Origin of the sequence: Priestia sp. FSL R5-0597 (genome assembly GCF_038006305.1) — a bacterium.
Classification (GTDB): domain Bacteria; phylum Bacillota; class Bacilli; order Bacillales; family Bacillaceae_H; genus Priestia; species Priestia zanthoxyli.
Window position 1 is genome coordinate 3,911,062 of sequence record NZ_JBBOUZ010000001.1, and the last position, 14,640, is coordinate 3,925,701.

Sequence of the window (14,640 nt, forward strand, 5' to 3'; positions counted from 1 at the left end):
TTCAACAAAACGGCTAGCTGCAGCTAGCCGCATTGCTTACATCACTCGCTTAAACATTTTTTCCATTTCATACGTCGAATGATGAATAATAATTGGTCGTCCGTGCGGACACGTAAATGGATCCGTTGTTTTTCTTAACGTTTCAAGTAAAGCAAAAATCTCATCGTTTCGCAAATGATGATTCGCTTTAATCGATCCTTTACAGCTCATCATAATAGCCGCTTCTTCTCGTAACTTTTCGATATTGACTCGCTTCATCGTAAAGATTTGCTGAATCATCTCTTCAATGGTTTCCTGTTCCTCTCCTTTTGGAAACCACTGCGGATGTGAACGAACGATATAGGAGTTTTGTCCAAACGGTTCTAAAAAGACTCCTACTTCAGCAAGCATGTCTTTGTATTCTTCTAAAATCAAGGCTTCATTTCCCGAGAACTCTAGCGTAAGCGGCATAAGCAGTTCTTGAACTTCTGAATCTACTTCTCCAAGCTTTCGCTTAAAATATTCGTACTTAATTCTCTCCTGCGCCGCGTGCTGATCAATAATAAATAATCCTTTTTCATTTTGTGCCAAAATATACGTTCCGTGCATTTGTCCAATTGGGTACATCGCAGGAACACGCGGTTCTGGCTGCTCTTTGGCTGAACGGTTTGGTTCTGGAATAGGTGCGTTTTCTTCCACCGATTCTTCATAGTGTTCTATTTCTCGAAACGTTGGTTCAAGTTCTTCATCTTGACGTATGACCTCTGTTTTAACAGGCGGCATGATCTCGTCTACACGAGCGGTAGTCTCCTTAAAGCTAGGCTCGCGAACCGTATCAGACGGCTGATAGCCAGACGGTTTAGACTGATGATCAAATGTAAAGGTCTGCTGCTCAGTTGGCTGCACAGCTGATTTTGACTTGGTTGGTACTACAGCATCCGGAATTAACTGCTGCTTTTTAAAAGCAGCTTTTACTCCTTGTTCAATAAGCTCAAACAGCTCCGCTTCTTTACTTAAACGCACTTCTAGTTTCGCTGGATGAACATTCACGTCCACTAACAAAGGGTCCATTGTAATGGTTAAAAACACGATTGGAAAACGGCCGATAGGTAAAAGGGTATGATAGCCCTGCTGTACCGCTTTTAACAACCCGTAGTTTTTAACAAAACGACCGTTAATAATGGTGGACATATAGTTGCGAGAAGCTCGTGTAATTTCAGGAAGAGCAACGTAACCATTCACTTCATAATCAAGAGACTGAACGTTAATTGGAATCATTTTTTTGGCCACTGCCATTCCATAAATAGCTGCAAGCACTTGGCGCACATCTCCGCTTCCGTTCGTATACAGAAGCTGTCTTCCTTGATGCATCAGCCGAATTGAAACTTCAGGATGAGACATCGCAAGGCGATTGACGACATCCGTTACGTTACCAAGCTCCGTGTTTACCGTCTTCATATATTTTAAACGTGCAGGTGTGTTAAAAAATAGGTTTTCAATAACAAGTTCGGTACCTTTTCGGCTTGACGTTAATTCGTGATGAACGATTTCTCCGCCTCTAAGTTTAAGGTGAGTGCCGGCTTCTTCTCCCGTACTCGTTTTGAGTTCAAGCATTGAAACCGAAGCAATACTTGGCAAAGCTTCACCGCGAAATCCTAACGTTCGAATTCGAAATAAATCTTGTTCTGTTTTGATTTTACTTGTCGCATGTCTTTTAAAAGCGGTCAAGCAGTCTTCAGAAGCAATGCCGTCTCCATTATCCAATATACGAATTTTTGAAAGCCCAGCTTCTTCTAGTTCAATTTCAATAACTGTACTGTTTGCATCAATAGCATTTTCGACTAGTTCTTTCACCACCGAAGCAGGTCGTTCAACAACCTCTCCGGCAGCAATTTTATTTGAAAGTTCGTCTGAAAGCTGCACAATTTTACCCACAGACTCACTCCTCTCAATCTATTTCTTTTTTAATGATTTTTGCAGTTCATACATCGCATTCATTGCGTCTAAAGGCGTCATTTCTAAAATATCGAGCTCTTTTAAACGATCGATAATTGCTTTTTCACGTTTTGAAAGCGCAGGCTTTTCTTTTTTCTCTTCTATTTCAAAGAACGAAAGCTGATTGGCTTCATCTGCTTTTTTACGATCTGCACGTTCTTCTTGAACCAAAGAAGCACCTTCTTGTGGAACTTGTTGTGTTATCTCTTCTCTTTTTGGAGCCTGACGTACAGGTTCACGCTCAGAAAATTGTTCTAAATCGTGTAAGATGACGCGAGCTCTCTCCAGAAGCGGATCTGGAAGTTCTGCTAGTTCCGCTACGTGAATACCATAGCTTTTATCTGCGGCACCATCTTTGATTTTGTGTAAAAAGACGACTTTCCCATTTTTTTCAACCGCGCTTACATGAACATTTTTAAGCGCAGGAAGCGACTCATCGAGTACGGTTAATTCATGATAATGAGTAGAAAATAGTGTCTTACAGCCAATATGTTCATGAACGTATTCAATAATTGCTTGAGCAAGAGCCATTCCGTCATACGTAGACGTGCCCCGTCCAATTTCATCTAACAGGATCAGACTCGACTGAGTGGCATTTGTCACTGCATTCTTCGTTTCTAGCATCTCGACCATAAACGTACTTTGGCCTGAAATTAAATCATCAGCTGCTCCGATACGTGTAAACACTTGATCAAAAATCGGCAGAACCGCTTCGTCAGCTGGCACAAAACAGCCAATTTGAGCTAATATCGCCGTTAAAGCGACCTGACGCATGTACGTACTTTTACCAGACATATTTGGTCCTGTAATCAGTAAAATTGAACTATCATCCGTCATTTGACAGTCGTTTGGCACATATTCCTGCGAATTCATTACTTTTTCTACTACTGGATGGCGTCCATTTTGAATTGAAATGTCTTCACTTGAAAAAATAGGCTTCGTGTAATGACGTTCTTCACTGATTTTTGCAAAGCACTGCAGTACGTCGAGCTCACTTACTTTTTTAGCAAGTTCTTGCAGCCTTGGAATATATGCTTTTACTTCTTCACGAATTTGTAAAAACAATTCATATTCCAGCTCTACAATTTTCTCTTCCGCTTCTAAAATTAGCGCTTCTTTTTCTTTCAGCTCAGGCGTAATAAAACGTTCTGCATTGGTTAACGTCTGTTTTCGTTCATACATTCCTTCAGGCAAAAGATGCAGATTTGCCCGCGTTACTTCTATATAATAGCCGAACACACGATTATAACCAATTTTCAGTGAGCGAATCCCTGTTTTCTCACGCTCTTGCTGTTCAAGTGACGCAATCCACGTTTTTCCGTTTCGGCTTGCATCTCGATATTGATCAAGCTGTTCATGATAGCCGTCATTAATAATGTCTCCTTCTTTAATTGACAACGGAGGGTGCTCTTTTAATCCTCTTTCAAGAAGATTAGCTAATCGCTCACAAGGATCAATGTCTTCAACAAGCTTTGTGGCATAAGGATGATTCAAACGATTCACAACCTCTTGAATATGAGGCACATTTTGCAATGATTTTTTTAATTGAATTAAATCACGAGCATTTACATTCCCAAAAGCTACTCGACCAGCTAAGCGTTCTAAATCATATACGTCTTTTAGCAACTCACGCAGTTCTTCTCGTTCAAAAAACTGTTTCATTAAGACATCTACCATATTCAAACGATTATCAATATCCGCTTGTTTTAAAAGCGGACGGTCAATCCAATTTTTTAATAAACGGCCGCCCATCGCCGTAACGGTCTGGTCTAATAGCCATAGAAGCGAGCCTTTCTTTCCTTTTGAACGAATCGTTTCGGTTAACTCTAGGTTTCGCTTAGAGAACAAATCAATTTTCATATATTCATTGATTTGATAAAACTGCACGGGCTGTAAGTGCTCAAGCGAACGCTTCTGCGTGCGAGTTAAATACTGAAGAATACGCGCAAACGTTGTAATAAGCTTTTGCTGCTGAAGCGACTCTACTAAATAATCTAGTCCTTCTACTTGATCTGTACTATTTTCATAAGAAATGGTAATCGTCATGCGCTCTTTTAGTGTTTGTAATAAGTCAGCAGGAAACTCAGAGCTTACAACAACTTCTTTTGCTTCTTTTGCATAAATTTCTGAGACGATATCGTGAAACGAACTAACAAGCGTTACGCTGTTTTCTCCTGTAGACAAATCAGAAAGAGCAAGACCAAACGTTTGATCCTCGAACGCAGTAACAGAACAAATATAGTTATTTTCCTTTTCATGCAGTCCGCGTTCGTTCATCAGTGTTCCGGGTGAAATCACCTGCACCACTTCTCGCTTTACAACACCTTTTGCATGCTTAGGGTCTTCTACCTGCTCACAAATAGCTACTTTAAATCCCTTTTCAATTAAACGCTCGATATACGTAGGAGCAGAGTGATACGGAACCCCGCACATCGGAATTCGCTCTTGTCCTCCTCCGTCTCGACTTGTTAATGTTATTTCAAGTTCTTGAGAAGCTGTCGTAGCATCTTCAAAGAACATTTCATAAAAATCACCTAATCTAAAAAATAAAAAGGCATCTTGATACTCTGCCTTAATTCTCAAATATTGCTGTATCATTGGCGTATACGCTGCCATACTATTCCTCCATACCACATCTAGTTGTGCGTTTTTGCTACACGTATTATAACATAAGTCTTTCTTAAACTTAATTTATTCAAATAGAACAATCTTCAATTTCTTTTCATCAAACAAATAAAAAAGCTTCGGACGAAGGAAGAAGCTTGTCCGAAGCTTTTCATTATTTACTGCTGTTCAAATGACTATGCTTACGTCCGTATAAGAAGTAAACCACTAGCCCTAGTACAAGCCAAATTACGAAACTAATCCATGTTAACTTTGGAAGCTGAAGTGCTAAGTATAAACAGAACACAAAAGCTAAAATTGGAACCACCGGCACGAACGGTACGCGGAAACCAGTCGATTCTGAAGTTTGTTTTGATTTACGTAAATATAAAATTCCAATTGATACAGTCATGAAAGCAAAAAGAGTACCGATATTTGTTAACTCTGCTAATCTTCCTAATGGTACTAAACCAGAGAAGATGGATACTAGTAAACATGTAATCCACGTATTTACTACTGGCGTTTGTTTTTTCTCACTGATTTTTGAAAAAGGCTTCGGCAATAGACCATCTCGACTGATCGCATAAAATAAACGAGTTTGTCCATACATCATAACGAGTAATACCGTTGTAATACCAACAATTGCACCTAATGAAATAAATCCTGCTACCCAGTCTTGATTAATGTAGCTTAAAGCAAATGCTACAGGGTTTTTAACATTTAATTCAGTATAAGGGACGATTCCTGTTAAGATAAGCGATACGACGATATAAAGGACTGTACAAATCGCAAGAGATGCGATGATTCCAATTGGCATATCTCGCTGAGGCTTACGTACTTCCTCGGCCGCTGTTGCTACAGCATCAAATCCAATGTAGGCGAAGAATACAGTTGCTGCTCCTGTCGCTACTCCCGAGAAACCAAACGGCATAAACGGCGTCCAGTTTTCTGGCTTAACATAGCTAACTCCTACCCCGATAAACAGAAGTACAACAGCCAGTTTAATAATAACCATGATAGCATTAAAACGTGAAGATTTTTTTACTCCTTGTGTTAAAAGCAAGGTAATTAAGAAAACAATCATAATTGCTGGAATATCAATGTACGTGCCGTTTGCAGGATTGTATGCACTTGTTAAAGCTTTTGGAAAATGTATGCCAAACCCTGCTAACAATCCTTGGAAATACCCCGACCATCCGCTCGCTACAGCAGAAGAAGCAAGACCGTATTCCAAGATAAGATCCCACCCTAAAATCCAAGCGATTAATTCACCAAATGTTGCATAACTGTAAGTGTATGCACTTCCTGAAACGGGAACTGTTGAGGCAAACTCCGCATAACAAAGAGCTGCAAACACACACGCAAGTCCTGACATAATGAAAGATATAACTAAAGCTGGACCGGCATGTTCAGCGGCGGCTACGCCCGTTAATACAAAAATTCCGGTTCCGATAATGGCTCCAATTCCTAACATCGTTAAATCGAAAGCGCCTAAATCCTTTTTTAATTTAACACCTTTGGAGTTGGTTTCACTAATTAACGTTTGAATTGATTTTTTACGAAATAAGCTCATAGTAAACCCCCAAAAAATACTTATCTGATATAACTAAATTTTCTGAAAATTAATGCATTATTTTCTTTAGATTTACTATACACTGCGCATTCGACAAAAAGCAATATATTTTTTTATTTTTATAAGAATTTTCTTAAAATAGTAAAAATAAAAAAACTAGGAAGAACTTCTTCCTAGTTACTCATCGTCTCCTAATATAAAATCAGGATCTAAATCTTCAAATTCATCGTCATCTACGTCTAAATCAAACTCGTCTTCATCATCGCAGCCTTTCGGATTTACTGCAACACAAACCTTGGTTTCGCCAATCACTTCCGCCAACAATTCTCTCTCTACTTGAACAATCGTTTTATTGCCATTTGGTGAAATTGTGCACTCTAGGCAATTTGGCTGCTGCAGCACGCGAACAATTACTTCGTAATCGTCTCCAATCGAATCTTCGTCTTTATAGCGCAGCTTAATATTATCTTTGTATGATACGGTTTCCGTCCAAACTTCGGTTTTTGTATTATTATTGTACGAATACCAGATGTTAATATCATATCTGCCGTCAACTTCTACATTGCTGCCGCTTTTCTTTGCTTTGTACTCATGGTTAATCACCCAGCATCCTAAGATGCTTGTTGGTCGATTTTTCGGTGCAAGCGTATGAGACGATTGTGTAAACTTGCGACCTTTACCTACGACTGCTTTTGTAATAATTTCTCTATAGTGTTGTGACATGTGAGCATACCCTCCTCAAACTATCTTCATTTCATCCTATGCAGGCTCATTCACTTGTTTGCACATTATTTTTAAGAAACTAGGTTTAAGGCATAAAAAACCTATGTTCCATTGTATGCAAGGATATAGAAAAACGTGACAATTATTAGAGAGAAAATCTGCCCAATTTTCGTGCAACGTGATGCACAAAAAAATGCCTCAGCAATTTGCTAAGGCATTTTTTCTTTATGAGCAGCTAGATCCAGGGCTGTTTCGCACCTGTGAACCTGTTTCACCGCGCAGTAAATCACCATCTGTTGACACAATAATTTCATCTGTTACTGTGTTTGAAATAGTGTTAGCGACAAGTTGAAGCAAATCATTCACGTTTATTTGAGACTCTTGAAACTGCTGAATAATCGGCAGTTCATCCAGCTCTTCCTGTAAACGATCGATTTTTGCCTCCACTTGTTTTAACGCTTCTGTCTTACCATAATGTTGGAAATTAACAGCTTGTTTTTGCAAACTTTTAATGCTTGCAATGGTTTCACGCACTTTTTGATTTTCGTTAAGCTGAGCTTCGGCACGCTTGAAGAAATCTACTTCTTCCGTTTCAGCGATCATTTTTGCCAGCTCTTGAGCACGTTTAATTACGTCACTCTTGTTATACTGCGCCATATTACTTCACCTCTGCTGTTTCTTCTACCATTTCCCCGTTTAATGTCCATGTTTTGGCTTTTGTAACTTTTACTTTTACAAGTTGCCCAATCACTGACTTAGGTGCTTTGAAGTTTACAAGCTTACTTTTTTCCGTGTAGCCTGCTAATACTTCCGGATTATTTTTACTTTCACCTTCTACTAATACTTCGACAACTTTACCTTCATATTCCTTCAATTTCTTTGCAGAAATTTCATTTACAAGAGCATTTAAACGCTGAAGACGCTCTTTTTTCACTTCCATTGGTACGTTGTCTTGCATCTTAGCAGCCGGCGTACCTTCACGAGGTGAATAAATAAACGTATAAGCACTATCAAATTCAACCTCACGATATAGCGACATTGTTTCTTCAAACTGCTCATCCGTTTCATTTGGGAAACCAACAATAATATCAGTTGTTAATGATGCCGTTGGAATGGCTTCTTTAATTTTACGAACAAGCTCTAAATAATGTTCACGAGAATATTTTCGTGCCATAATTTTTAAGATATCACTGCTTCCTGATTGAACAGGCAAGTGAATGTGATCGACAAGATTTCCACCTTTAGCAAGAACTTCAATTAAACGGTCATCAAAGTCACGAGGATGACTTGTTGTAAAACGGATACGAGCAACGTCAATTTTACGGATTTCGTCCATTAAGTCGCCTAAGCCGTACGTCATGTCTTCAAAATCTTTTCCGTATGCATTAACGTTTTGGCCTAGAAGCGTAATTTCTTTGTAGCCTTGAGCAGCTAAATGTCGTACTTCTTGGATAATATCTTCTGGACGGCGGCTTCGTTCTTTTCCTCGCGTATACGGAACGATACAGTACGTACAGAACTTGTCACAGCCGTACATGATGTTAACCCATGCTTTGACGCTGCCTTTACGTGCTCTTGGAAGGTTTTCAATAACGTCCCCTTCTTTAGACCATACTTCAATCACCATTTCTTTTGCTAAGTATGCTTCGTTCAAAATGTGAGGCAAACGGTGAATGTTATGTGTACCAAAAATCATATCCACGTGCTGATGTTTTTGTAAAATTTTATTTACAACTGACTCTTCTTGAGACATACATCCGCAGACGCCGATTAATAGCTCAGGACGCTCGCGCTTTAAGGCCTTCAAGTGTCCTAATTCACCAAACACTTTATTTTCCGCATTTTCACGGATCGCACACGTATTCAATAAAATAACATGAGCATCTTCAACAGAGTCAGTCGGCTCGTAGCCAAGGCCTAGAAAAATACCAGCCATTACTTCTGTATCGTGCTCATTCATTTGACAGCCGTACGTACGGATATAAAACTTACGTCCCTGTCCCATTCCATGAAACTGTTCATCGATTGCAAAATCGTTGTGATAGGAAACTTCTTCTTTTCCTCGTTTTTTCGCATCTTTTAAAGAAGGTGGCATGTATACTGTTTGAAAATATTTGCTGTAATCCTTTTCGGATTTTTTGTCCGCTGGATTAACTTGGTTGCTTTCTAAACGTTGTTTTTCGTTCATAAAAAAATCTCCTTTCGCCATGACAATTGTCACGTTGCACCTGTAAATCGCAAAAAAATGTGACAGCCTTATGCTTATGCATAAAACTCATCACATTAACATAGTATATAACTTTCAAGTAGCGAACACAATCATATACCTATTTTCTATACCTATCACTATGAAAAAATCCGAACGAGCTGGATTCTCCATTAAGAATCTCAATTTACCGTTCGGATTTTCCCTCTACTAAACTGCTTTTATTGCAGCCTCTTTTACATAAATTCAGCCACTAGCTCATCAAATTTTTCCTCAGTCATACCTAAGTCTGCTTTTGACAGCGGCTCTTCACTATAGCCGTGAACAAGCTGCTGATACGACGGCTGATGCGCATTTTGATAAATAAGCCCTGTTACTAAGCCATTATGCTCCATTAACGTCTGCATAGCTTGCATACGATTGTTTGCATCATAACCTTCAATTGTGCTAAGACTAGTTAGGTTTTCTTTAAACCAATCATACGTGTTCACTTTGTTATACGTTACGCACGGGCTAAATACGTTAATTAAAGAAAAACCTTTATGCTGAATGCCTTGTTCAATTAAGCTTGTTAACTCTTTTAAATTCGTTGAAAAGCTTTGCGCTACAAACGTTGCCCCGGAAGTTAACGCCAGCTCCATGACAGATAAAGACGACTCAATTGATCCTTCAGGCGTACTTTTTGTCTTGAATCCTACTTCACTGCGAGGAGATGTTTGTCCTTTTGTTAAACCATAGATTTGGTTATCCATTACGATATACGTTACATCGATGTTTCGGCGAATCGCATGTACCGTGTGTCCCATACCGATAGCAAACCCATCTCCATCACCGCCAGATGCGATAACGGTTAAATCACGATTAGCCATTTTTACACCTTGAGCGATTGGAAGCGCACGTCCGTGAATACCGTGAAAACCATATGAATTAATATAACCAGAGATACGTCCAGAGCATCCAATACCTGAAATAACAGCAAGCTCATGAGGTTCTAAACCTACGTTAGCAGATGCGCGTTGAATGGCTGCTTGTACGGAGAAATCTCCACACCCCGGACACCAGTTAGGTTTTACACTGTTACGAAAATCTTTAAACGTTGCCATTTAACACAAACATCTCCTTACTTTTTGCGTATACTTCTTGCGGAAGAAATGGATTTCCATCGTACTTCAATACGCTTTGAATTTTATCATGACTTGCGATATTCATTTTTAAAATATTAGCAAGCTGTCCAGTAGCATTGTTTTCAACGACAACTACTTTTTTAGCTCCTTGCACGTAAGGAAGCAGTTCGTCAGCTGGGAAAGGATGAATTAAACGAATGTGAGCGTGATTTACTTTTATACCGTCCTGTTCCAAACGTTCCATTGCCTCTTCAATAACTCCACGCGTCGAATTAAATCCAACAAATAAAATATCAGACTCTTTTTCATGAGAGTGAACATGAATTGGCGTATTAAAACGAATTCCTTTTGTTTTACGAAGACGCTTATTCATTTGATCATCGCGGTTCACCGGAGATTCAGATGGCTTTCCTGTCTCATCATGTTCTACTCCCGTTACGTGATGAATGCCATGCTTCATTCCTGGAATGACGCGTGGTGATACGCCGTCTTCTGTTACGCGGTAGCGCTTGTAATATTGTTTTTCTTCCAACTCTTCTAGCTCTCCTTGCTGAAGCTTGCCGCGGCGGATTTCAACGCGGTTATAGTCAAGCGGTTCTACAGACTGTTTCCCAAGTGAAAGCTGTAAATCCGTTAGCATAATAACTGGACACTGATATTCTTCTGCTAAGTTAAACGCTTCAATCGTATCGTAGAATGCTTCTTCAACCGTACTTGGCGCCATGACGATCTTCGGAATTTCACCGTGCGTACCGTAAATCATCGCCATTAAGTCAGACTGTTCTTGCTTAGTTGGAAGCCCTGTACTTGGACCGCCGCGCTGCGTATCAATAATCACAACAGGCTGCTCAGTGATGCCCGCTAATCCAATCGACTCCATCATTAATGATAGACCAGGTCCAGCTGATGCTGTCAGCGCACGTACGCCTGCATAGTTAGCTCCGATAGCCATCGTACATGCTGCGATTTCATCTTCTGTTTGAATAACAGTTCCACCGAATTGAGGAAGCTTTTTAATTAAGTATTCCATGATTTCTGAAGCAGGGGTAATTGGATATGCTGGCATAAAACGAGCCCCACCGGCTAAAGCACCTAGTGCAATCGCATCGTTTCCAATCATAAACATACGTTTTTTACCATCCGCTGGATCTAGTTTCATTGTTTCTAATTGTTCGCCTAGCTGTTCACGAATGTAATCTGCACCTTTTTTAATAGCTTCCATGTTTTTTTGTACAACTTTTTGGCCCTTTTTACCGAAGATTTCAAGCACTACTTCTTCAAATACTTCTGTGTCAATATGAAGCACAGCACTTGAAGCGCCTACAGCAACCATGTTCTTCATTAGCGACGTTCCTAGTTCCGTTGCAATTTCTGTAAACGGAACAGCGTATAGCGTAGCAGTTGTACATGTTTCGGGCAGACTTGGGTTGAATTTCGCATCTGCAATTACAACGCCTCCTACGCGCAGCTCATGGACGTTTACATCGATTGTTTCCTGATCGAACGCAACTAAAATATCCAAATCATCTGACACAGATCGAACCTGAGTTGTACTCACTCGGATCTTATTATTTGTATGTCCACCTTTGATACGAGAAGAAAAATGACGATAGCCGTATAAGTAATAACCTAATCGATTTAAAGCGGTTGAAAAGATTTCTCCCGTACTTTCGATTCCCTCACCCTGCTGTCCGCCAACTTTCCATGAAAGTTGCTGTACCATAAATCAACGCCACTCCTTTAATTGCTCTTAATATAGAAATCTATTTTATTGATAAAAACTGAAAAAAGTAAATTAGCAAACGATTTCATTTGCTTCTGCATTTCACGAACAAAAATCATCCGCAAAACTCCCACAGCACCTTGTCGCTGTGCAGGATACGTTTCTGCTTGAACAGCTCCATAATCCGTTTTCAATTTTATTCCGATTGCCAGAAAAATGCAACCCTTTCCATTGAATTCTCAATCGTTTTAATTATATTTATATTTAATGAATAAGATGAAGTTTTTTAATGATCTTTTCTGCCTTCACATGAGGTATTATTATATAAATAACTTCTATAAAAAGAGCTTTCCAAAAAGAAAAAGCTCTTTTTTTATTAGTTGCATACACGATCGGCAAAGTTTTGAAACAGAAAACGTTTTACCTGCTCCTCAGTGTAATACTTAAGGAGTTCTTCAATTAAATTCGTATACTGTTCATATCTTCCGAGACGATAAACCGTTTTGTCAATGCCGTCAAAGTCTGAGCCAAAACCAACGGAGTATTCGCCTCCTCTTTCACATATGTAATCAAGATGACGGATCACATCCGCTATGTGCGCTTTGGCAGAACTCGTTAAAAATTCAGGGACAAACGTAATACCAATCACGCCGTTTCGCTTTATTAAAGCATGAATTTGATCGTCTCTTAAATTCCGGGGATGAGAACACAATACGTGTGAATTGGAATGAGTAGCCACTACATATTGTGCTAGCTCAATCACATCCCAAAAACCTCTTACTGATAAATGAGAGACATCCGTCCATACTTTATGTTCATTATTCAATTCAACAACTTCTCTTCCAAAAGACGATAACCCCGCACCTCGAGGTTCTAAAATACCATCACATACAGCATTGCTGTAATTCCATGTCAAGCCTACTGAACGTACACCCAGTGAAAAAAGTGTCTTTAAGCGAACTAAACTTGTATCAATGGCATCGCACCCTTCAAGCGTCAGCATGGCTCCAAGTTCACCTTTTTTCAAGCTATCTATATCGCGCTTTGAACGAACCCATTTTACACCGGGAAGCGATAAAATATGACTCTGAAACAGCTGAATCATTTCTAACGCAACATCAAAGCGCTGAGCTGCCGGAACCGCTTCTGGAATATAAATAGCGAATAGCTGAACTTTCCCTTTTGCTTTTTTTATGCCTTCTAACGTAACATGCAGCGCTGAATCATATGTAAAAGATAAACGTTTATTTAACCAGAGCTTCATTAATACATCACAATGAGCATCAAATATCACAACCAACACCCCTTTAACTCTATACAAAAAGGACCTGTTTGGCTTCTATGCTTTACAGGTCCGTGGTTTTTATAATTATCGCGGCTCTACAATTAATTTAATGGCTGTTCGCTCTTCTCCATCAATTTGAATATCTGTAAAAGCTGGGATGCAGATTAAATCAACCCCACTTGGTGCAACGAACCCTCTTGCGATTGCTACAGCTTTTACTGCTTGATTAAGTGCCCCGGCCCCAATGGCTTGAATTTCTGCTGCGCCGCGTTCGCGCAGCACGCCTGCTAAGGCACCAGCAACTGAATTTGGATTAGACTTTGCTGAAACTTTTAATATTTCCATATCTAGCTCCTCCTTATTCTTTACAATGTATGATGAGAGATCATTAGACCAATGACTTAATTGATTTCAATGTTACTATATTCACGATATGTCAAACGTATTCCTGCTTGTTTTTCCTAAATATTCAAAAACTTATATTTCTACACCTTTCTTTTTTCTTTTTACGTTTTTGACAAAATAAAAAAGCCAATGTATCGCCTTTCGACACATTGACTTTTTCCCTTTATTCAAAAAACGGATGATCTTCGTTAATTAAAATTCGCTCTGTTTTTGTTGCTTTCCCCGTCTTTTGATCAATATCAATAACGATTCCACTAAGCTGCGTTCTTCCTTCTTTTGGCACTTCAAATCGAACAGGAAGAGACGTTAAAAAACGCTTAATAACAGCTTCGCGCTCCATCCCTAAAATGCCGTCATAAGGTCCCGTCATTCCTACGTCAGAGATGTAGGCTGTTCCTTTTGGCAATATACGATTGTCAGCTGTTTGAACGTGCGTATGAGTGCCGACAACAGCGCTGACACGACCGTCCACATACCAGCTAATCGCTTGCTTTTCACTTGTTGTTTCAGCATGAAAATCAATAAAAATAAGCGGAGTGCGCTGGCGTGCTTCTTCAATTAATTCATCTGCTTTTTGAAATGGACAATCGAGCGGAGCCATAAACGTACGCCCTTGTAAATTAATCACGGCTACCTCAAGCTGATTGTACGTAAAATACGTAATTCCTTTGCCCGGTGTACCTTCAGGAAAATTTGCTGGACGAACAAGATTTTTTGCATCGTCAATAAAATCAAAAATTTCACGTTTGTCCCACGCATGGTTACCAAGAGTAATAATGTTAGCCCCTGCTTGTAAGAACTGACGATAAATCTTTTCGGTAATTCCTTTTCCTGAAGCTGCATTTTCTCCATTCACAATTGTAAGTCCCGGAGAGTATTTTCTTTTTAATCTCGGTAAATATTCTTCAACCATTTCACGGCCTGGAGAACCAACTACGTCTCCAATAAATAAAATTCTCATGTAAAAGCTCCTATACTTCATTCTTAATCTGCATCTTCATCTCTACGAAAAAAAATAAAGTG

At 39.5% G+C, this 14,640-nt stretch carries 12 protein-coding genes; all 12 read right to left on the minus strand.

Features of this window, described 5'->3' with window-relative positions:
* Positions 1-36: 36 nt before the first annotated feature.
* The 12 genes from mutL to MKX72_RS20795 all read right to left on the minus strand — a co-directional run bounded on the left by mutL (position 37) and on the right by MKX72_RS20795 (position 14,578).
* Positions 37-1,914 carry a DNA mismatch repair endonuclease MutL gene (mutL, locus tag MKX72_RS20740; RefSeq protein WP_028411376.1) on the minus strand — a complete coding sequence of 626 codons (1,878 nt, stop codon included), beginning with the start codon at positions 1,912-1,914 and terminating at the stop codon, positions 37-39.
* Positions 1,915-1,932: 18 nt separating this feature from the next.
* On the minus strand, positions 1,933-4,590 hold the full coding sequence (gene mutS, locus MKX72_RS20745) for a DNA mismatch repair protein MutS (protein ID WP_028411377.1): 2,658 nt from the start codon (positions 4,588-4,590) through the stop codon (positions 1,933-1,935).
* A gap of 163 nt (positions 4,591-4,753) precedes the next feature.
* A complete protein-coding gene (locus tag MKX72_RS20750) occupies positions 4,754-6,151 on the minus strand; it encodes an amino acid permease (RefSeq protein WP_033579805.1) in 1,398 nt (465 codons plus the stop codon).
* Positions 6,152-6,328: 177 nt separating this feature from the next.
* Positions 6,329-6,874 carry an outer spore coat protein CotE gene (locus MKX72_RS20755; RefSeq protein ID WP_013058796.1) on the minus strand — a complete coding sequence of 182 codons (546 nt, stop codon included), beginning with the start codon at positions 6,872-6,874 and terminating at the stop codon, positions 6,329-6,331.
* A gap of 225 nt (positions 6,875-7,099) precedes the next feature.
* Positions 7,100-7,531 (minus strand): RicAFT regulatory complex protein RicA family protein, encoded by a 432-nt coding sequence (locus MKX72_RS20760; protein WP_013058797.1) that lies wholly within the window; start codon positions 7,529-7,531, stop codon positions 7,100-7,102.
* Between the two features lies 1 nt (position 7,532).
* Positions 7,533-9,062: a tRNA (N6-isopentenyl adenosine(37)-C2)-methylthiotransferase MiaB gene (gene miaB, locus MKX72_RS20765; RefSeq protein WP_025601388.1), complete on the minus strand. Its 1,530-nt coding sequence runs from the start codon at positions 9,060-9,062 to the stop codon at positions 7,533-7,535.
* A gap of 254 nt (positions 9,063-9,316) precedes the next feature.
* Positions 9,317-10,183, minus strand: coding sequence for a 2-oxoacid:ferredoxin oxidoreductase subunit beta (locus MKX72_RS20770; protein WP_013058799.1), 867 nt, complete (start codon positions 10,181-10,183; stop codon positions 9,317-9,319).
* Positions 10,170-11,927, minus strand: coding sequence for a 2-oxoacid:acceptor oxidoreductase subunit alpha (locus tag MKX72_RS20775; protein WP_013058800.1), 1,758 nt, complete (start codon positions 11,925-11,927; stop codon positions 10,170-10,172). The genes MKX72_RS20770 and MKX72_RS20775 overlap by 14 nt, the downstream gene beginning before the upstream one ends.
* A gap of 17 nt (positions 11,928-11,944) precedes the next feature.
* Complete coding sequence (locus MKX72_RS20780; protein WP_155278273.1) at positions 11,945-12,121, minus strand: hypothetical protein; 177 nt, start codon at positions 12,119-12,121, stop codon at positions 11,945-11,947.
* A 182-nt stretch (positions 12,122-12,303) separates the two neighbouring features.
* Complete coding sequence (locus MKX72_RS20785; protein ID WP_033579803.1) at positions 12,304-13,221, minus strand: dipeptidase; 918 nt, start codon at positions 13,219-13,221, stop codon at positions 12,304-12,306.
* A gap of 75 nt (positions 13,222-13,296) precedes the next feature.
* Positions 13,297-13,557, minus strand: coding sequence for a stage V sporulation protein SpoVS (gene spoVS / locus MKX72_RS20790; RefSeq protein ID WP_003181955.1), 261 nt, complete (start codon positions 13,555-13,557; stop codon positions 13,297-13,299).
* Between the two features lie 223 nt (positions 13,558-13,780).
* On the minus strand, positions 13,781-14,578 hold the full coding sequence (locus tag MKX72_RS20795) for a TIGR00282 family metallophosphoesterase (protein WP_028411380.1): 798 nt from the start codon (positions 14,576-14,578) through the stop codon (positions 13,781-13,783).
* Between the last annotated feature and the right edge of the window lie 62 nt (positions 14,579-14,640).